The sequence below is a fragment of the Pseudomonas sp. NBRC 111143 genome (assembly GCF_001320965.1).
GTDB classification, from domain to species: Bacteria; Pseudomonadota; Gammaproteobacteria; order Pseudomonadales; family Pseudomonadaceae; genus Aquipseudomonas; species Aquipseudomonas machongensis.
This window is the reverse complement of sequence record NZ_BCBT01000072.1, coordinates 1-18,942: the sequence shown is the minus strand read 5'-3', so window position 1 is coordinate 18,942 and position 18,942 is coordinate 1. Positions and strand designations below refer to the sequence as shown.

Genomic DNA, 18,942 nt, shown 5'->3' with positions numbered 1-18,942 from the left:
ATATAGAGCATAGAGCGTCAGGGGCGTTGGCACAGGTTGGCGGTCGCCCTGATCAGGAACAGGCGACGTGGGGCATCGGTAGTTCTCGATGCAATCGCTTCAGCCAAGGCTTCGCTGCAGCGCTGCGGACGTTGTTGGTCGAACTCGGCCAGTGCATCGAGCAATCGGTCCTGGAGCTGATCCAGTATGGGGCGTATTTCGCTGGCGAGGTCCTGGCGCGGAATATCAGGCGCTTGATGTTGCAGGTGCCACTGGTTGAGCAGGTGGTACTGCCTGAGCTTGTTGGCTTCTATCTGATCGGCAAAGAACTGTTCGGCACGGTCGGCGCTCAATCGATGTGCACTGGCTGCCTGGCCGACCTTGGCCAGTACCTGTCGCTCGCGTGGGCTGTCTTGAACCGGTTGGTGGCGATCCCATTTATGCAGTGCGACAGCCTGGGCGATTTCCAGTCGCTGTTCGATGCTGTCGAGCAGGGGATCGAAGGGGGAGCGGGGCTCGTTGGCATTCACGCAAGCGGACAGCCCTGCGATGCAGGAGAAGGTGATAAATGAACGACGCATGGGAGTCTCCATGGGGTTGGAGCCTCTGAGTCTCGCAGCAATTTTACTAACCTTCTAGTAGGAAGGTTCTGTAAATCCTGGATGTGAAAACGCAAACGGCCTCCCGAAGGAGGCCGTTCTCTAGACGGTCACGGCGCAGGCGCCGCGCACATCAAACGCTGTAGTACAGGTCGTATTCCAGCGGGTGAACGAAGGTACGGACCTTGATTTCTTCTTCGGACTTCAGCTCGATGTAGGCATCGATGAAGTCGTCGGAGAACACGCCGCCCTTGGTCAGGAACGCACGGCCCTTGTCCAGCTCTTCCAGGGCTTCTTTCAGGCTACCGCAAACCTGTGGGATCTCTTTGGCCTCTTCAGGCGGCAGGTCGTACAGGTTCTTGTCGGCGGCATCGCCTGGGTGGATCTTGTTCTGGATACCGTCCAGGCCGGCCATCAGCAGTGCAGCGAAGCACAGGTACGGGTTGGCAGCCGGGTCCGGGAAGCGCGCTTCGATGCGGCGGGCTTTCGGGCTGGAAACGTAAGGGATACGGATCGAGGCCGAGCGGTTACGGGCCGAGTAGGCCAGCATGACCGGAGCTTCGAAGCCTGGTACCAGACGCTTGTAGGAGTTGGTAGCCGGGTTGGTGAAGCCGTTCAGGGCCTTACCGTGCTTGATGATACCGCCGATGAAGTACAGGGCGGTGTCGGACAGGCCGGCATAGCCTTCGCCGGAGAAAGTGTTCTTGCCGTCCTTGGAGATCGACATGTGAACGTGCATGCCCGAGCCGTTGTCGCCGTACAGTGGCTTCGGCATGAAGGTTGCGGTCTTGCCATAGGCGTCGGCAACGTTGTGCACGCAGTACTTCAGGGTCTGGACTTCGTCAGCCTTGGTGACCAGGGTGTTGAACTTCACACCGATCTCGTTCTGGCCGGCAGTCGCCACTTCGTGGTGGTGAACTTCGATGACCAGGCCCATTTCTTCCATGGCGTTGCACATGGCAGTACGGATTTCGTGGTCGTGGTCGCACGGCGGAACCGGGAAGTAGCCGCCTTTGACGGCAGGGCGGTGGCCCTTGTTGCCGCCTTCGACGTCCTGGTCGGTCATCCAGGAGCCTTGCTCGGAGTAGATCTTGAACATCGAGCCGGAGATGTCCGACTTGAACTTCACCTGATCGAAGATGAAGAACTCAGGCTCTGGGCCGACGAATACGGTGTCGCCGATGCCGGTGCTCTTCAGGAACTCTTCGGCACGCTTGGCGATGGCGCGTGGGTCGCGGTCGTAGCCTTGCATGGTGGACGGCTCGATCACGTCGCAGACCAGGATCAGGGTCGGCTCATCGGTGAACGGGTCGAGCACGGCGGACGAGTCGTCCGGCAGCAGGATCATGTCGGAAGCTTCGATGCCTTTCCAGCCCTCGATGGAGGAGCCGTCGAACATCTTGCCAGCTTCGAAGAAGTCTTCATCCAGCGCATCGCGAGCCGGCATGGTGACGTGGTGCTGTTTGCCTTTGGTGTCCGTGAAACGCAGATCAATCCACTTGACGTCATGATCTTTGATGAGTTGAACCGACTTCGACATGTTGTCCTCCGGATGGTCTAGGGTGCGCTTGGCCGCTGCCCTGGAAAAAGGGTGTCGCCGGGCGCGGATAGTCGGCCAAGCTTACCTGCATCACAAGGGAGCAAATTGCATGCCAGTGCCCGAAAATGGCGAGGGCACCGTGAAAGTGGGCGTTTGCGGGTGTTTGGCGAGGGAAGGTAGTGGGGTTGTGCACTCATAAAAGGCATTTCCTCGCGCCAATGCTTCATTTTGGTGCGCTTATTTATGCGTGATGCGTTCTTTGAGGGCCTCTTCGCGGGCAAGCCCGCTCCCACGGGGTTGCCGGTGGCGCAGATCCTGTGGGAGCGGGCTTGCCCGCGAAATGGCCTTTGCAAGCGCTATCAATTCCACCTGAAAGCCCCTCGAACAAACCTCTGATCAAAAGTTGCTCAAACCTCGAGCCATTTCCGCTATAATTCGCGCCCCTCATTTTCGGCAGGCCCCGGGCGCGCTGTTAACCCAATGAAACTTATCGTCAAAGTCTTCCCAGAGATCACCATCAAGAGCCGGCCGGTGCGCAAGCGCTTCATCCGCCAGCTCGGCAAGAACATCCGCAACGTGCTCAAGGATCTGGATCCTGAGCTCGTGGTCGATGGTGTCTGGGATAATCTCGAGGTGGTCACCCGCATCGAAGACGAGAAAGTCCAGCGCGAGATGATCGAACGCCTGACCTGCACCCCAGGGATCACCCACTTCCTGCAGGTGCAGGAGTATCCGCTGGGCGACTTCGACGACATCGTCGACAAATGCAGGCAGCACTTCGGCCACCTGCTGGCCGGCAAGCGCTTCGCCGTACGCTGCAAGCGCGGCGGCCACCACGACTTCACCTCGATGGACGTCGACCGCTATGTCGGCAGCCAGCTGCGCCAGCAGTGCGGCGCCGCCGGCATCGACCTGAAGACCCCCGAAGTGATGGTGCGCATCGAAATCCGCGACCAGCGCCTGTACGTCATCCACAACCAGCACAACGGCATCGGCGGCTACCCGCTGGGTGCGCTGGAGCAGACGCTGGTGCTGATGTCCGGTGGCTTCGACTCCACCGTGGCGGCCTACCAGATGATGCGCCGCGGCCTGATGACCCACTTCTGCTTCTTCAACCTCGGTGGCCGTGCCCACGAGCTGGGCGTGATGGAAGTCGCGCACTACCTGTGGAAGAAATACGGCAGCAGCCAGCGCGTGCTGTTCATCAGCGTGCCGTTCGAGGAAGTGGTCGGCGAGATTCTCGGCAAGGTCGACAACAGTTATATGGGCGTGACGCTCAAGCGTATGATGCTGCGTGCCGCGGCGCGCATGGCCGATCGCCTGGAAATCGACGCCCTGGTCACAGGCGAGGCGATCTCGCAGGTTTCCAGCCAGACCCTGCCCAACCTTGCGATCATCGACTCGGCCACCGACAAGCTGGTGCTGCGTCCGCTGCTGGCCAGCCACAAGCAGGACATCATCGATACCGCCTACCAGATCGGCACCGCCGATTTCGCCAAGCACATGCCCGAATACTGCGGCGTGATCTCGGTGAACCCGACCACCCATGCCAAGCGCCACCGCATGGAGCATGAAGAGAAGCAGTTCGACATGGCGGTGCTCGAGCGCGCCCTGGAACGCGCCAAGCTGATCTCCATCGACCACGTGATCGACGAGTTGGGCAAGGATATCGATATCGAGGAAGTGGCCGAGGCGCTGCCAGGTCAGATTGTCATCGACATCCGTCACCCTGACGCCCAGGAAGACGAACCGCTGCAGATCGACGGCGTCGAGGTCCAGGCACTGCCGTTCTACGCGATCAACAGCAAGTTCAAGCAGCTCGATGCCAACCGGCAGTACCTGCTTTATTGCGACAAGGGTGTGATGAGCCGTCTGCACGCACACCACCTGCTCAGTGAGGGACATGCCAATGTGCGTGTTTATCGTCCGGCATAAGACGCCAGGGCTGTATGGCGGCAGCATCCGCCATCGCCCTCCCGACCTGCGGGCCCGCTGAGCCTTTTACCTTCATATTGGCCGCCTAGACTGGCGGCAAACCGAATCCTCTGCACGAGATACAGTTGTGATCGAAAATCTGCGTAACATCGCCATCATCGCCCACGTTGACCATGGTAAAACCACCCTGGTCGACAAACTCCTGCGCCAGTCCGGCACCCTGGAGCGTAACGAGCTCAACGACGAGCGCGTCATGGACTCCAACGACCAGGAAAAAGAGCGCGGCATTACCATTCTGGCGAAGAACACCGCCATCAACTGGAACGGCTACCACATCAACATCGTCGACACCCCCGGCCACGCCGACTTCGGTGGCGAGGTTGAGCGTGTAATGTCGATGGTCGACTCGGTGCTGCTGCTGGTCGACGCCCAGGACGGCCCGATGCCGCAAACCCGCTTCGTAACCAAGAAAGCCTTCGAAGCCGGTCTCAAGCCAATCGTCGTGATCAACAAGGTCGACCGTCCGGGCGCGCGTCCTGACTGGGTTCTGGACCAGATCTTCGACCTGTTCGACAACCTCGGTGCCACCGACGAACAGCTGGACTTCAAAGTCGTCTACGCTTCGGCCCTGAACGGCATCGCCGGTCTGGACCACACCGAAATGGGTGAGGACATGACCGCGCTGTACCAGTCGATCGTCGACAACGTACCTGCGCCGAACGTTGACCGTGAAGGTCCTTTCCAGATGCAGATCTCCGCTCTGGACTACAACAGCTTCCTCGGTGTTATCGGTGTTGGCCGTATCGCCCGTGGTCGCGTCAAGCCGAACACTCCGGTTGTCGCCATCGACACCGACGGCAAGAAGCGCAACGGTCGTATCCTCAAGCTGATGGGCCACCACGGCCTGCACCGCGTTGACGTCGAAGAAGCCCAGGCTGGCGACATCGTCTGCATCAGCGGTTTCGACGAGCTGTTCATCTCCGACACCCTGTGCGCCCCGGACGCGGTAGAGGCGATGAAGCCGCTGACCGTCGACGAGCCAACCGTTTCGATGACCTTCCAGGTCAACGACTCGCCGTTCTGCGGTAAAGAAGGCAAGTTCGTCACCAGCCGCAACATCAAGGATCGTCTGGACAAGGAGCTGCTGTACAACGTAGCCCTGCGCGTTCAGGAAACCGACTCCCCTGACAAGTTCAAGGTATCGGGCCGTGGTGAGCTGCACCTGTCGGTTCTGATCGAAACCATGCGCCGCGAAGGCTTCGAGATGGCTGTAGGCCGTCCTGAAGTGATCATCCGTGAAGTGGATGGCGTGAAGCAGGAACCGTTCGAGAACGTCACCATCGACATCCCTGAAGAATCCCAGGGCAAGGTCATGGAAGAGATGGGCCTGCGTAAGGGCGACCTGACCAACATGGTCCCGGATGGCAAGGGCCGCGTGCGCCTGGAATACAACATCCCGGCCCGTGGTCTGATCGGTTTCCGTAACCAGTTCCTGACCCTGACCAACGGTGCAGGCATCCTGACCTCGATCTTCGATCGCTACGACACCATGAAGTCGGGCCAGATGTCCGGCCGTCTGAACGGTGTTCTGGTTTCGGTCGAGACCGGCAAGGCCCTGACCTACTCGCTGGAAACCCTGCAGGCGCGCGGCAAGCTGTTCGTCGAGCACGGCCAGGAGATCTACAACGGTCAGATCATCGGTCTGAACAGCCGTGACAACGACCTGGGCGTGAACCCGACCAAAGGCAAGAAGCTCGACAACATGCGTGCTTCGGGCAAAGACGAAGTCATCGCCCTGGTTCCGCCGGTTCGCCACACCCTCGAGCAGGCCCTGGAATTCATCCAGGACGACGAGCTGTGCGAAGTGACGCCGAAGTCGATCCGTCTGCGCAAGAAGATCCTGGACGAAGGCGAGCGTACCCGCGCTGCCAAGAAAGCCAAGAACTGAGTTAGCTCAGGCTGAATGAAAACGCCCCCGGTCGAAAGGCCGGGGGCGTTTTTTTGCCTGCAGGATTTGTATTCGCTTTGCTGGCCTCTTCGCGGGTAAACCCGCTCCCACAGGGACTACGCTGCCCCAGAGGCCGGCGGGGTCCCTGTGGGAGCGGCGGTTCGGCGCCCCGACTTGCCCGCGAAGAGGCCCGTACCGGCGCTACAGGCCTATCGCCCAACCACCTTGGGCTTGTACGCACAGTACCCCGGCCGCGGTCCGACCTTGGGGTGGTTCCGGCAGGTATCCGGGCGCTTGTCATAAATGGTGCACAGCCGGCTCTTGCGGTCCAGATACATGCAATCGTCGTTGCTCATCCGGGTCAGGGTGAAGATGCCCGACTTCTGGTTGAAGCGCTCGATGATGCCTTCTTTCTGCAGGCGCTTGGCGACGTTCTTCGGCGGCTCGTCCTTCTCGAACTCGTCCACCACGCCGATGCGGATCAGATCCTTGATCTTCACCTCCACAGGCAGGGTACAGCAGGTCGAATGGCAGCCATGGCACATGCTGCTGGTGTAGCGCTGCCAGGTTTCCAGGCGGTCGACTTCGGCGGCGGCGATCAGGGTCGGTTTCATTTTAATAGTGGGCGGATCACGGTCTTGGGGCGCGCGATCATACCGGAGTTGTTCAATTTGTGAACAACCTTTTGCCGGAATCGCCAAGCCGGCATGAAAACTGCGAACCGAGCCTGTCACTCCCTGTCGAAGGGTCTAGTCTCTTCAATCTCCCTCCGTATTCGTCAACTTGCCCGAGGATGCCGCATGTCCCAGGAACCCAAAGCTCGTGACGCCGAGGTGGCCGCGTTTCGCGCCGCTGTACTGGACAAGCTGACCTACGCGGTCGGCAAGGACCCGGAACATGCCTTCGACCATGACTGGTTCGAAGCCATCGCCCTGGCCGCCCGCGATCACATGGTCGACCACTGGATGGACCACACCCGCCGGGCCTACCGGCGCAGCCAGAAGCGGGTCTACTACCTCTCCCTGGAATTCCTCATCGGCCGACTGCTGTACGACAGCCTGAGCAACCTGGGCTATCTGGAAATCGCCCGTGAAGCGCTCGAGGGGCTGGACGTGGACCTTGAGCGCATCCGCCTGCTCGAGCCCGATGCGGCGCTGGGTAATGGTGGTCTGGGACGGCTGGCGGCGTGCTTCATGGAAAGCATGTCGACCCTCGGCATTGCCGCCCATGGCTACGGTATCCGCTACGAGCACGGGTTGTTCCGCCAGGCCATCGTCGATGGCTGGCAGCAGGAGCAGACCGAGAACTGGCTGGACTTCGGCAACCCTTGGGAATTCGAGCGCGCCGAGGTGATCTATCCGATCAGTTTTGGCGGCAGTGTCGAAACGCTGCACGATGCCCATGGTGCTGCGCGGCAGGTCTGGACGCCGGGCGAAACCGTGCGTGCGGTGGCCTACGATACGCCGGTGGTCGGCTGGCGCGGATCCAGCGTCAATACCTTGCGCCTGTGGCGTGCCCGGGCGCTCGAAGAGTTGCACCTGGAGCGCTTCAATGCCGGCGATCACCTCGGGGCGGTGGCCGAAGTTGCGCGGGCCGAAAGCATCTCGCGGGTGCTTTATCCGGCGGACAGCACCGAAGCGGGGCAGGAATTGCGCCTGCGCCAGGAGTACTTCTTCGTCTCCGCGTCGCTGCAGGATCTGCTGCGACGTCACCTGAACATGCACGATGACCTGCTCAACCTGCCGGACTCGGCGGCGATCCAGCTCAACGACACCCACCCCTCGATCGCCGTCGCCGAGCTGATGCGCCTGCTGGTCGACCAGCACGGGATTCCCTGGGAAAAGGCCTGGGAGCTGACGGTCGGCACCCTGGCCTACACCAACCACACCCTGCTGCCCGAGGCACTGGAAACCTGGCCTGTGGCATTGATGGAGCGCATGCTGCCGCGGCACATGCAGATCATCTACCTGATCAACGCGTACCACATCGACGCGCTGCGGGCCAAAGGCTTGCACGACTTCGACGTGCTGCGCGCGGTGTCGCTGATCGAGGAGGATAACGGCCGCCGTGTGCGCATGGGCAACCTGGCGTTTCTCGGTTCGCACAGCGTCAACGGCGTGTCGGCGCTGCATAGCAAGTTGATGAAGAGCACGGTGTTCGCCGAGTTGCACAAGCTGTATCCGCAACGGATCAACAACAAGACCAACGGCATCACCTTCCGCCGCTGGCTGTACCAGGCCAATCCGCAGTTGACCGGCATGCTGGTCGATGCCCTGGGCGCCGAGGTGCTGGACGATCCGGAGGGCAAGCTCAAGGCGCTGGCGCCTCATGCCGATAAAGCCACCTTCCGCAAGCAGTTCGCAGCCCAGCGCCTGCACAGCAAGCGCGCACTGGCGAGCATCATCCAGGACCGCATCGGCGTGACGGTCAACCCCGAAGCGTTGTTCGACGTGCAGGTCAAGCGTATCCACGAGTACAAGCGCCAGTTGCTCAACCTGTTGCATACCGTCGCGCTGTACCAGGCCATGCGCAATGACCCCGGCACCGCGTGGGCGCCGCGGGTGAAGATCTTCGCCGGCAAGGCGGCAGCCAGCTATCACCAGGCCAAGCTGATCATCAAGTTGACCAACGACATCGCCCGGGTGGTCAACAACGACCCCACCGTGCGCGGGCTGCTCAAGGTGGTGTTCCTGCCCAACTACAACGTCAGCCTGGCCGAGAGCATCATCCCGGCGGCCGACCTTTCCGAGCAGATCTCCACTGCCGGGTACGAAGCGTCCGGTACCAGCAACATGAAGTTCGCCCTCAACGGCGCGCTGACCATCGGCACCCTCGACGGCGCCAACGTCGAGATGTGGGAGCAGGTTGGCGCGGAAAACATGTTCATCTTCGGCCTGACCGCCCAGCAGGTCGAGGCGCGCAAGCGCGCGGGCGATTTCGGTGCGGCGGCTGCCGTGGCCGCTTCGGGGCGCCTTGGCGATGTCCTGCAGGCGATCCGCAGCGGTGTGTTCTCGCCGGATGATCCAGGGCGCTATGCCGGACTGATCGACGGCCTGGTGGCCTATGATCGCTTCCTGCTGTGTGCCGATTTCGATGCGTACTGGGATGCCCAACTGCGGGTCGAGGAGCTGTGGCATACGCCGCAGGAGTGGTGGCGCATGGCGGTGCTCAATACCGCACGGATGGGCTGGTTCTCGTCGGACCGGACCATTCGCGAATATGCCACTGAGATATGGAAGGCATTGGATTAGAAGGGTGTCAGTTCCGGCCCTATCGCGGGGCAAGCCCGCTCCTGCAAAGGACGGCGCTGGCCCTGCAGGAGCGGGCTTGCCCCGCGATTGAGCCGCCGCCGACCAACTGCCTGAACTCATCGCCCGAACCACCGTCTGATCCGCCAGGCGAGTCTCTTCGCTCGCTAGGCTGCCACTCTCCCTGTAAACTGCGGGGGTTTTTCTACCCCTTTCCACTTCGGAGCCATACATGTCCCGCGTTACCCTGAGTCGCTATCTGATTGAGCAGACCCGCAGCAACAACACTCCTGCCGATCTGCGCTTCCTGATCGAAGTGGTGGCGCGCGCGTGCAAGGAAATCAGCCACCACGTGTCCAAGGGCGCCCTGGGCGGCGTGCTGGGCAGCATGGGCACCGAAAACGTGCAAGGCGAAGTGCAGAAGAAGCTCGACGTCATCTCCAACGACATCCTGCTCGAGGCCAACGAGTGGGGCGGCCACCTGGCTGGCATGGCGTCCGAAGAAATGGACAACGCCTACCAGATCCCGGGCAAATATCCCAAAGGCGCTTACCTGCTGGTCTTCGACCCACTGGACGGCTCGTCGAACATCGACGTCAACGTCTCGGTCGGTACCATCTTCTCCGTGCTGCGTTGCCCGAACGAGTACCTGAGCCAGAACGAAACCCTCAACGAAAACGCCTTCCTGCAACCAGGCACCCAGCAGGTCGCCGCCGGTTATGCGATCTACGGCCCGCAGACCATGCTGATCCTCACCCTGGGCAATGGCGTCAAGGGCTTCACCCTGGACCGCGAACTGGGCAGCTTCGTCCTGACCCACGAAAACATCCGCGTGCCGGAAACCACCGCCGAGTTCGCCATCAACATGTCCAACCAGCGCCACTGGGAAGCCCCGGTGCAGCGTTACGTGGGCGAGCTGCTGGCCGGTGAGACCGGGCCGCTGAAAAAGAACTACAACATGCGCTGGATCGCCTCGATGGTGGCCGACGTGCACCGCATCCTGACCCGTGGCGGCCTGTTCATGTACCCGCGCGACGCTCGAGAGCCGAGCAAGCCGGGCAAGCTGCGCCTGATGTACGAAGCCAACCCGATGTCGTTCATCATCGAGCAGGCCGGCGGCGCATCGACCAACGGTTACGAGCGCATCCTCGACATCAAGCCTGAGAGCCTGCACCAGCGCGTGTCGGTGATCCTGGGCTCGAAGGAAGAGGTCGAGCGCGTCACCGCCTATCACAAGGAGTAAGTCATGCTCGCACCTTGGCAGCCGTTGCTGGAATGGTGGTTCGGTTGGGGCACCAATGCCCAGGCCGTGGCTGACGAGAAAAACACCCGCTGGTTCGGCAAGCATGACGATGCCGAGGCCCAGGCACTGTTCGGCGATCTGGTCGAGCAGGCCCTGGCGGGTGGGCTCGATGAGTGGCAGCAGAGCCCGCAGGGCTGGTTGGGGTTGTTGATCCTGCTCGACCAGTTGCCGCGCATGATCTACCGCGACACACCGCGCGCCTTCGACGGCGACCGGCGTGCGCAAGTGGTGGCCATGCAGGGTTTGCAAAAGGGCTGGGACTATCAGCTGCTGCCTATCCAGCGCGTGTTCGTGCTGCTGGTGCTGGAGCACGCCGAGGTGCTGGATTGGCAGAACCTGTGCGTGGAGCGCTACCAGGTCTTGCTGGACGAGCAACCCGAGGCCAATCGCCGGTTGTTCGAAGGCTTCCTGGACTATGCCGAGCAGCACCAGCGGGTGATCGCGCGGTTCGGGCGTTTTCCGCATCGCAACCTGATGCTGGGGCGGCCGAGTACCAGTGAAGAGATGGACTTCCTGCTGGAGCCGGGTTCCCGGTTCTGAATCAGCGGCGCCTTCTTCGCGGGTTTATCCGCGAAGAAGGCGCCGCCGAACCTTATATTCTGAAACTCCCCACCAACTGCTTCAACCGATCGACCTGATGCTCCAGGTCGTTGCAGGCACGCAAGGTGCTCTGCAGGTTCTGCACTCCTTGCTGGTTCAGCGTATTGATCTCGGTGATGTCGACATTGATCGACTCGACCACTGACGTCTGCTCTTCGGTCGCCGTGGCTACCGACTGGTTCATGCCGTCGATCTCGCCGATGCGCTGGGTCACGCTGCCCAGGCGGTCGCCTGCGCGGTTGGCGATCTCGACGCTGTGATCACTGTGCTGCTGGCTCTGGTTCATGGTGCTCACCGCCACTTGCGCGCCGGCCTGCAATTCCTCGATCAGCCCCTGAACCTGCTGCGCCGACTCCTGGGTGCGGTGCGCCAGGTTGCGCACTTCATCGGCCACCACGGCAAAACCACGCCCTGCCTCGCCTGCCCGCGCTGCTTCGATGGCGGCGTTGAGCGCCAGCAGATTGGTCTGCTGGGAGATACCGCTGATCACGTCGAGAATCTGGCCGATGTTCGCGGTATGGGCGTTGAGCGTCTCGATATTGCCGCACGAATCGCTGATTCGCGCCGACAGCTTGTTCATCACATCGATGGTCTGGCCAACCACCTGCTGGCCTTCCGCGGCCAGGTCGCGGGCGTCGCTGGAGTGCTGCGAGGCGAGGGCGGCGTTCTGGGCGATCTCCTGGGCTGCGGCGCCCAGCTGGTTGATCGCCGCCGCCACGCTGCTGGTGCGGCTGGACTGCTGGTCGGCGTTGTCGATGGAGGCGTTGGATGCACTCACCACCTGCTTGGCCACGGCGTTGACCTGGCCAGTGGCCGAAGCCACTTCGCGGATCGACTCGTGGATGCGCTCGACGAAGCGGTTGAACGACTGCCCCAGGCTGCCGAATTCGTCCTGGCCGTGGATGGTCAGGCGCCGGGTCAGGTCGCCTTCGCCCTCGGCGATATCGCGCATGGCTCGGCCCATCACGTGCAGCGGCTCCATCAGCACACGAATCAGCAGGCCGAGCAGGGCGATGATCACCACCACGGCAATCAGCGTGGCCACCACCGCCGAGGTGCGCAGTTCGCCGAGCATGGCGAAGGCAGCATCCTGGTCCAGGACCAGTGCGACGTACCAGTCCGCCGGCACGCCATCGACGTGGGTGAAGCTGATGAACTGGCTGCGACCGTCTGCCTCGACTTCGGCCAGCCCCTTGCCGATGCGCGGGGTGTTGTTGGGGTAGACGTCTGCCAGGGTCTTGAGGGCCAGCTCGGCCTTGGGATGGATGAGGATCTTGCCTTCGCCGTTGACGATGAAGGCGTGGCCCTTGCCGCCGAAGTCCAGGGCGTTGACCAGGTTGCTGATGGTCTGCAGGTCGGTGTCGACGCCGCTGACGCCAATCAGTTGGCCGGCCTGCTGCACGGGCGTGGCAAGGGTGATCACCAGCTTGCCGGCCGACGCCGAGATGTAGGGTTCGGTGATGATGGTCTGGTTGGCGGCGCTGGCGGCCTTGTACCAGCCGCGGGCGCGCGGGTCGTAGTCGGGGGCGCGATTGCCTGCCGGCACCGATTGCATACGGCCGTCCTTGCCGCCGAAGTAGGTGAGCTGGAAGTTGCTGGCGTAGACCGGCAGCGCCAGGCTGCGGTCAAGGCTGGCCTTTTCCGGGCCGTCCACGGCGACCTGCTGGCCCAACGACTGTAGCAACTGGATGCGGCTGTCGAGCCAGGTGCGGATATTGCCCGCGGTGAGGTTACCCAGTTCCTGCAGGTTGGTTTCGGTATCACTGCGCAGCGACTGGCGCTGGCGATAGTCGTTGAACAGCACGAAGCAGGCGAAGGCGACGGCCACCACGAGTGCGGCGGCCACCAGGATCTTGTGGCTGAACTTGAGATTTTTTGTCATGTGCAAGGTCTGCGCAGGCATTTCGGGAGGAGGGTGCGGCAAAGGGCCACATCGCTGAATGCTATGTCGCCCGTGATGAATTAGCCATGAGAGATTTGTGACGGGACCCGACCAACGGCATGGTACGAAAGCAGGGGTAGCAGGGAACCGGGGAGGCATTTTCGCTTCTAAGGTCTCTGCAGGCCGTCTCGCCTGTTGCATCCATCTCCAGGAGAGCCCTTCATGTCGTTGCGTTCCCTCGCCCTGTTGTCCTTGTTGGTCGTCCTGACCGCCTGCAGCAAGATCAACCAGGAAAACTATTCCAAGCTCAAGGCCGGCATGAGCAAGGCCGAGGTCGAGCAACTGCTCGGATCGCCTAAGGAGTGCTCGGGCGCGCTCGGCATGAGCAGTTGTACCTGGGGGGACGAGAAGAGCTTCATCAGTGTTCAGTACGCCGCTGACAAGGTGTTGATGTACTCAGGGCAGGGTCTCAAATGAGGGCCGCGCATCTGCTGCTGGCGCTGGGTCTGGCGTTGGCGTTGGGCGGGTGTGCGAGCTCGTCGGTGGATTCGCTGGCGCCCAAGACGGCCGGCAACGTCGACCTCAAGCGCTACCAGGGCAAGTGGTTCGAACTGGCCCGCCTGCCGATGCGCTTCCAGGAAGGCTGCGCGCAGTCCGAAGCCCATTACAACCTCAAGCCCGATGGCAGCCTGGGTGTGCTCAACCGTTGCCGTACCGAAGGTGATGAATGGTTGCGCGCCGAAGGTCGTGCGGGCATCGAGGCGCCGGGGCACACCGACAAGTTGTGGGTGGAGTTCGACAACTGGTTCACGCGCCTGGTACCGGGGCTGACCAAGGCGGACTACTGGATCCTGTACGTGGACGATCACTACCGTACTGCGATTGTCGGCAGCCCGAATCGCAAGTACCTGTGGATCCTGTCGCGAACTCCGAGCCTGCCGGCGTGGGAGCGCGAGAACCTGCTGTCGAAGGCTCGCCAGCAGGGGTATGACACCAGTCGGCTGATCTGGCGGGTGTCGGACAAGGCGATCGTTGCCCGGCATTGAGTCTGCCGGGCTCCAGATCAGGCCTGGCGCGATCCGCAGCTGATCGCGCCGGCTTTCAGCCCAGCAGCGTGCGCAGTACCGCGGCGAATGCCTGCCCGCTTTGCTCTTCCAGCGCATGTCGCCCCTGGCGTACCACCCACTGGCCGTTGACCATGACATCGCGCACCTGACGGTCGCTGCCGGCGAACAGCCAGCGGTTGAGGATGCCGTCGCCGCTCGAGGTCGCCAGGTACGGATCCTGGCCATCGAGCACCAGCCAGTCGGCACGCTTGCCCACCGCCAGCTCGCCAATGCCTTGCCCCAGGGCCTGCGCGCCGCCTGCCAGCGCCGCGTCGTAGAGGGTGCGGCCGACCATCGGCTGGTCGCTGCGGTACAGCCGGTTGCGTCGCTGATCGCGCAGGCGTTGGCCGTACTCCAGCCAGCGCAGCTCTTCGACCACGCTCAGCGAAACATGGCTGTCCGAGCCGATGCCCATGCGCCCGCCCTGGGCCAGGAAGTCGACGGCCGGGAAGATGCCATCGCCCAGGTTGGCCTCGGTGGTGAGGCACAGCCCTGCCACCGCGCCGCTGCGGGCCATGGCGCTGACTTCGTCGGCCTCGACGTGGGTTGCATGCACCAGGCACCAGCGCGAATCCACCTCGACGTGCTCGTACAGCCATTGCACCGGGCGACGGCCGCTCCAGCCCAGGCAGTCGTTGACTTCCTTCTGCTGCTCGGCGATGTGGATGTGCACCGGGCACGCCTTGTCGCTGGCGCCCAGCACTTCGGCGATCTGGTGTGGCGTTACCGCGCGCAGCGAGTGGAAACACAGGCCCAGGTGCTGCGCGGGTTGCGCGGCCAGCAGCGGCTTGAGCTGCTCCTGCAGGCGCAGGTACTGCTCGGTGGAGTTGATGAAGCGGCGCTGGCCCTCGTTCGGCGCCTGGCCGCCGAAGCCGGAATGGGAGTACAGCACCGGCAGCAGCGTCAGGCCGATGCCGCTGGCGCTCGCTGCCGCGCTGATCTGGCGCGACAGCTCGGTGGGGTCGGCGTAGGGCGTGCCGGTGTTGTCATGGTGAACGTAGTGGAATTCGGCCACCGAGGTGTAGCCGGCCTTGAGCATCTCGATGTACAGCTGGCGGGCGATGACCTGCAATTGCTCGGGAGTGATCAGGCCGACCAGGCGGTACATCAGGTCGCGCCAGGTCCAGAAACTGTCGTTGGGATTGCCGACCACCTCCGCCAGGCCTGCCATGGCGCGCTGGAAGGCGTGGGAATGCAGGTTGGGCATGCCCGGCAGCAGCGGGCCGGCCAAGCGTTCGGCGCCTTCGGCGCTGGCGTTCACGTCTATTTTTTCGAGGCGCCCGGCGGTGGACACCTCAAGGCGGACATTGCTGGCCCAGCCTGAAGGGAGCAGGGCGCGTTCGGCGAAGTAGGCGGACATCACTCGGTCATCCTGTATCGTTATTTGTATATACATATACAGACGTTTGCCTGCCGGGTAAACTGCGGCAAGCTACCGTCAATCAAATTGCACAAGGATGCATAGCCGTGCCGACACCTTCCGTCTGCGCGCTGGTGGCCCAGATGGGCGAAGGGCCGGCGCCGCTGTATGCGCGGGTCAAGCAGATGATCGTCCAGCAGATCGAAAACGGCAGCTGGCCGCCTCATCATCGCGTCCCGTCGGAAAGCGAGCTGGTCAGCCAGCTGGGCTTCAGCCGCATGACCATCAACCGCGCCCTGCGCGAGCTGACCGCCGAGGGCCTGCTGGTCCGCATGCAGGGCGTCGGGACCTTCGTCGCCGAACCCAAGACGCGCTCGGCGCTGTTCGAAGTCAACAACATTGCCGACGAGATCGCCAGCCGCGGGCATCAGCACCGCTGCCAGGTGATCATCCTCGCCGAGGAGGCCGCAGGTTCCGAGCGCGCCATGGCCCTGGACATGCGCGAGGGGCAGCGGGTGTTCCATTCGCTGATCGTGCACTACGAGAACGATGTGCCGGTGCAGATCGAGGATCGCTATGTGAACGCGGCGATCGCCCCGGATTACCTGCGCCAGGATTTCACCCGGCAGACGCCTTATGCGTACTTGTCCCAGGTCGCGCCGCTGACCGAAGGCGAGCACGTGGTCGAAGCGATCCTGGCTGACCCAGACGAATGCAAGCTGTTGCAGATCGAGCGTGGCGAGCCCTGCCTGCTCATCCGTCGGCGTACCTGGTCAGGCCGCCAGCCGGTCACCGCCGCGCGCTTGATTCATCCCGGTTCCCGTCATCGCCTGGAAGGACGTTTCAGCAAATGAGCCAGCTGCAGTTGTTGCGTGCCCGCGATTATCCGCGCATGCCCTGGAAGAACGGTGGTGGGTCTACCGAAGAAATCACCCGCGATGCGGGCGTTGGCCTGGACGGGTTCGGCTGGCGCCTGTCGATCGCCGATATCGAGGCTTCCGGCGGCTTTTCCAGTTTCACCGGTTATCAGCGGATCATCACCGTGCTGCAGGGCGATGGCATGCGCTTGTCGGTGGACGGCCACGAAAGCCGGCCGCTGCTGCCGTTCGATGCCTTTGCGTTCAGTGGCGAGAGCCAGGTTGCCTGCACACTGCAGGGTGGCCCGATCCGCGACTTCAACCTGATCTATGCGCCGAACCGGTATCGCGCGCGGTTGCAGTGGTTCATGGGGGGTACTCGCCTGTTCAGTTCGGCCGAGACCGTGCTGGTGTTCAGTGCCGAGGCGGACCTGCGCGTCGGGATCCAGGGGCAGGCGTCGGTGCTTGGGTTGTATGACTGCCTGCAACTCAGCGGTAACGCGGGTTTGCTGGAGGTCGAGGTATCGGGGCGCTGCTGCGTTATCGAGTTGAGTCCTCAGGTGTTGTAAGTCTTCAGGGCCTTATCGCGGGACGAGCCCGCTCCTACAGGTTCAGTGCGTCATTCAGGACGGCGCTGAACCTGTAGGAGCGGGCTCGTCCCGCGATAGGGCCCTCAAAAACCCTGCAAAACAGTTACCCGGTAACGCCCGCAAACAGCGCACCCTGTTACCGAACGCCCCAAAGTGGCGCAAAGCCACTTCTGTCTTAATTCCCTGGCAAATCCTTCCCGCGATTTTTCTTCACGTCTCAAGGCCTTGAACCACGAGGCCTCCAGCCCATCGTCCGAACCTCTCGAACCACCCGTTTCGATGACTTGGCAATTCAATTGCATATGCTTGTATGTACAAGTAAAGATAAGTGCGCGATAGTGGATAGGCCGTCCCATCCGCACGGTACCGAACAGCCCCGGCCCGCCGATCTCGTCGGGTTTGAATAGATCGCTCAAGGAGCACCTTTCGTGACTGACAAAAAGCCCACCACTTTCCGTGACGTCGAGATCCGCGCCCCACGTGGCACCCAGCTGAACGCCAAGAGCTGGCTGACCGAGGCCCCGCTGCGCATGCTGATGAACAACCTTGATCCGGAAGTGGCCGAAAACCCCAAGGAGCTGGTGGTGTACGGCGGCATCGGCCGTGCTGCCCGCAACTGGGAGTGCTACGACAAGATCGTCTCCACCCTCAAGGAGTTGAACGACGATGAAACCTTGCTGGTGCAGTCGGGCAAGCCGGTTGGGGTGTTCAAGACCCACAGCAACGCCCCGCGCGTGCTGATCGCCAACTCCAACCTGGTGCCGCACTGGGCCAACTGGGAGCACTTCAACGAACTGGATGCCAAGGGCCTGGCCATGTACGGCCAGATGACCGCCGGCAGCTGGATCTACATCGGTAGCCAGGGCATCGTCCAGGGCACCTACGAAACCTTCGTCGAAGCCGGTCGCCAGCACTACGGCGGCAGCCTCAAGGGCCGCTGGGTTCTGACCGCAGGCCTCGGCGGCATGGGCGGCGCCCAGCCTCTGGCCGCGACCCTGGCTGGCGCCTGCTCGCTGAACATCGAATGCCAGCAGGTCAGCATCGACTTCCGCCTGCGCACCCGTTACGTCGACGAGCAGGCCACCGACCTCGATGACGCCCTGGCGCGCATCGCCAAGTACACCGCCGAAGGCAAGGCGGTTTCCATCGCCCTGCATGGCAACGCCGCTGAAATCCTCCCGGAACTGGTCAAGCGTGGCGTGCGTCCGGACATGGTCACCGACCAGACCAGCGCCCACGACCCGCTCAATGGCTACCTGCCGATCGGCTGGACCTGGGAGCAGTACCGCGACCGCGCCAAGACCGACCCGGCTGGCGTGGTCAAGGCCGCCAAGCAATCGATGGCGGTGCACGTGCAAGCCATGCTCGACTTCCAGAAAGCCGGCGTGCCGACCTTCGACTACGGCAACAACATCCGCCAGATGGCCCAGGAAGAAGGCGTGAAGAATGCCTTCGACTTCCCAGGCTTCGTGCCGGCCTACATCCGTCCGCTGTTCTGCCGCGGTATCGGCCCGTTCCGCTGGGCAGCCCTGTCGGGCGACCCGCAGGACATCTACAAGACCGACGCCAAGGTCAAGGAACTGATCCCGGACGATGAGCACCTGCACCGCTGGCTGGACATGGCCCGCGAGCGCATCAGCTTCCAGGGCCTGCCGGCACGTATCTGCTGGGTTGGTCTGGGCCTGCGCGCCAAGCTGGGCCTGGCGTTCAACGAAATGGTGCGCAGCGGCGAGCTGTCTGCCCCGGTGGTGATCGGCCGTGACCACCTGGACTCCGGCTCCGTATCGAGCCCGAACCGTGAAACCGAATCCATGCAGGATGGCTCCGATGCCGTGTCCGACTGGCCGCTGCTCAACGCCCTGCTCAACACTGCGGGTGGCGCCACCTGGGTTTCCCTGCACCACGGCGGTGGCGTGGGCATGGGCTTCTCCCAGCACTCGGGTGTGGTGATCGTCTGTGACGGCACCGACGAAGCGGCTGCGCGTATTGCCCGCG

Annotated in this window: 16 protein-coding genes and 1 pseudogene; 10 read left to right on the top strand and 7 right to left on the bottom strand. The window is 62.6% G+C overall.

The genetic code is table 11. The annotated features are described in order from the left end of the window. Positions 1 to 17: 17 nt before the first annotated feature. Entirely contained in the window at positions 18 to 560 is a 543-nt protein-coding gene (locus APH44_RS26535) for a chorismate mutase (RefSeq protein WP_082420965.1), read from the bottom strand. 151 nt (positions 561 to 711) lie between these two features. Next, positions 712 to 2,118, bottom strand: a complete 1,407-nt coding sequence (glnA, locus tag APH44_RS26530) for a glutamate--ammonia ligase (RefSeq protein ID WP_054895284.1) — start codon at positions 2,116 to 2,118, stop codon at positions 712 to 714. A gap of 480 nt (positions 2,119 to 2,598) precedes the next feature. Here glnA and thiI point away from each other — a divergent pair, with 480 nt between their 5' ends. Both thiI and typA read left to right on the top strand, forming a co-directional pair. Then, entirely contained in the window at positions 2,599 to 4,053 is a 1,455-nt protein-coding gene (gene thiI / locus APH44_RS26525) for a tRNA uracil 4-sulfurtransferase ThiI (RefSeq protein WP_054895283.1), read from the top strand. A 127-nt stretch (positions 4,054 to 4,180) separates the two neighbouring features. After that, complete coding sequence (gene typA / locus APH44_RS26520) at positions 4,181 to 6,001, top strand: translational GTPase TypA (RefSeq protein ID WP_054895282.1); 1,821 nt, start codon at positions 4,181 to 4,183, stop codon at positions 5,999 to 6,001. 209 nt (positions 6,002 to 6,210) lie between these two features. Here the strand turns inward: typA and APH44_RS26515 are convergent, their stop codons facing one another. Then, complete coding sequence (locus tag APH44_RS26515; protein ID WP_054895281.1) at positions 6,211 to 6,615, bottom strand: YkgJ family cysteine cluster protein; 405 nt, start codon at positions 6,613 to 6,615, stop codon at positions 6,211 to 6,213. Between the two features lie 186 nt (positions 6,616 to 6,801). On the opposite strand from APH44_RS26515, the gene APH44_RS26510 reads away from it, so the two are divergent. The 3 genes from APH44_RS26510 (at position 6,802) to APH44_RS26500 (ending at position 11,092) form a co-directional block, all read left to right on the top strand. After that, on the top strand, positions 6,802 to 9,252 hold the full coding sequence (locus APH44_RS26510; RefSeq protein ID WP_054895280.1) for a glycogen/starch/alpha-glucan phosphorylase: 2,451 nt from the start codon (positions 6,802 to 6,804) through the stop codon (positions 9,250 to 9,252). A 229-nt stretch (positions 9,253 to 9,481) separates the two neighbouring features. Next, a complete protein-coding gene (locus APH44_RS26505) occupies positions 9,482 to 10,492 on the top strand; it encodes a class 1 fructose-bisphosphatase (protein ID WP_054895279.1) in 1,011 nt (336 codons plus the stop codon). A gap of 3 nt (positions 10,493 to 10,495) precedes the next feature. After that, the gene (locus tag APH44_RS26500) at positions 10,496 to 11,092 is read left to right on the top strand and encodes a DUF924 family protein (RefSeq protein ID WP_054895278.1); all 597 of its coding nucleotides are present in this window, start codon (positions 10,496 to 10,498) and stop codon (positions 11,090 to 11,092) included. Between the two features lie 52 nt (positions 11,093 to 11,144). Here APH44_RS26500 and APH44_RS30840 read toward each other — a convergent pair whose 3' ends face one another. Together APH44_RS30840 and APH44_RS30835 are read right to left on the bottom strand one after the other, a co-directional pair. Then, complete coding sequence (locus tag APH44_RS30840) at positions 11,145 to 11,870, bottom strand: methyl-accepting chemotaxis protein (protein WP_370671317.1); 726 nt, start codon at positions 11,868 to 11,870, stop codon at positions 11,145 to 11,147. 129 nt (positions 11,871 to 11,999) lie between these two features. Then, positions 12,000 to 13,034: pseudogene (locus APH44_RS30835) on the bottom strand (cache and HAMP domain-containing protein); the annotation flags it as partial. A gap of 222 nt (positions 13,035 to 13,256) precedes the next feature. On the opposite strand from APH44_RS30835, the gene bamE reads away from it, so the two are divergent. Next, a complete protein-coding gene (gene bamE, locus APH44_RS26490; protein ID WP_054895277.1) occupies positions 13,257 to 13,511 on the top strand; it encodes an outer membrane protein assembly factor BamE in 255 nt (84 codons plus the stop codon). After that, entirely contained in the window at positions 13,508 to 14,080 is a 573-nt protein-coding gene (locus APH44_RS26485) for a lipocalin family protein (RefSeq protein WP_054895276.1), read from the top strand. The genes bamE and APH44_RS26485 overlap by 4 nt, the downstream gene beginning before the upstream one ends. A gap of 55 nt (positions 14,081 to 14,135) precedes the next feature. On the opposite strand, the gene APH44_RS26480 is transcribed toward APH44_RS26485, so the two are convergent. Beyond that, a complete protein-coding gene (locus APH44_RS26480) occupies positions 14,136 to 15,500 on the bottom strand; it encodes a formimidoylglutamate deiminase (protein ID WP_054895275.1) in 1,365 nt (454 codons plus the stop codon). A 143-nt stretch (positions 15,501 to 15,643) separates the two neighbouring features. On the opposite strand from APH44_RS26480, the gene hutC reads away from it, so the two are divergent. Continuing rightward, complete coding sequence (gene hutC, locus APH44_RS26475) at positions 15,644 to 16,354, top strand: histidine utilization repressor (RefSeq protein WP_172964844.1); 711 nt, start codon at positions 15,644 to 15,646, stop codon at positions 16,352 to 16,354. Then, positions 16,351 to 16,926, top strand: coding sequence for a HutD family protein (locus tag APH44_RS26470; RefSeq protein ID WP_054895273.1), 576 nt, complete (start codon positions 16,351 to 16,353; stop codon positions 16,924 to 16,926). Before hutC ends, APH44_RS26470 begins: the two co-directional genes overlap by 4 nt. Before the next feature lie 104 nt (positions 16,927 to 17,030). Here APH44_RS26470 and APH44_RS29925 read toward each other — a convergent pair whose 3' ends face one another. Then, the gene (locus APH44_RS29925) at positions 17,031 to 17,363 is read right to left on the bottom strand and encodes a hypothetical protein (protein WP_156343798.1); all 333 of its coding nucleotides are present in this window, start codon (positions 17,361 to 17,363) and stop codon (positions 17,031 to 17,033) included. A gap of 12 nt (positions 17,364 to 17,375) precedes the next feature. On the opposite strand from APH44_RS29925, the gene hutU reads away from it, so the two are divergent. After that, positions 17,376 to 18,942, top strand: a 1,567-nt coding sequence (gene hutU, locus APH44_RS26465; RefSeq protein WP_054895272.1) for a urocanate hydratase, incomplete at its 3' end; no start/stop codon positions are given.

Excerpts from the sequence above, each read along its gene's own strand:
- APH44_RS26535 (WP_082420965.1), bottom strand. The coding sequence starts at position 560 with ATGCGTCGTTCATTTATCACCTTCTCCTGCATCGCAGGGCTGTCCGCT.
- glnA (WP_054895284.1), bottom strand. The coding sequence starts at position 2,118 with ATGTCGAAGTCGGTTCAACTCATCAAAGATCATGACGTCAAGTGGATT.
- thiI (WP_054895283.1), top strand. The coding sequence starts at position 2,599 with ATGAAACTTATCGTCAAAGTCTTCCCAGAGATCACCATCAAGAGCCGG.
- APH44_RS26515 (WP_054895281.1), bottom strand. The coding sequence starts at position 6,615 with ATGAAACCGACCCTGATCGCCGCCGCCGAAGTCGACCGCCTGGAAACC.
- APH44_RS26510 (WP_054895280.1), top strand. The coding sequence starts at position 6,802 with ATGTCCCAGGAACCCAAAGCTCGTGACGCCGAGGTGGCCGCGTTTCGC.
- APH44_RS26505 (WP_054895279.1), top strand. The coding sequence starts at position 9,482 with ATGTCCCGCGTTACCCTGAGTCGCTATCTGATTGAGCAGACCCGCAGC.
- APH44_RS26500 (WP_054895278.1), top strand. The coding sequence starts at position 10,496 with ATGCTCGCACCTTGGCAGCCGTTGCTGGAATGGTGGTTCGGTTGGGGC.
- bamE (WP_054895277.1), top strand. The coding sequence starts at position 13,257 with ATGTCGTTGCGTTCCCTCGCCCTGTTGTCCTTGTTGGTCGTCCTGACC.
- APH44_RS26485 (WP_054895276.1), top strand. The coding sequence starts at position 13,508 with ATGAGGGCCGCGCATCTGCTGCTGGCGCTGGGTCTGGCGTTGGCGTTG.
- APH44_RS26480 (WP_054895275.1), bottom strand. The coding sequence starts at position 15,500 with ATGTCCGCCTACTTCGCCGAACGCGCCCTGCTCCCTTCAGGCTGGGCC.
- hutC (WP_172964844.1), top strand. The coding sequence starts at position 15,644 with ATGGGCGAAGGGCCGGCGCCGCTGTATGCGCGGGTCAAGCAGATGATC.
- APH44_RS26470 (WP_054895273.1), top strand. The coding sequence starts at position 16,351 with ATGAGCCAGCTGCAGTTGTTGCGTGCCCGCGATTATCCGCGCATGCCC.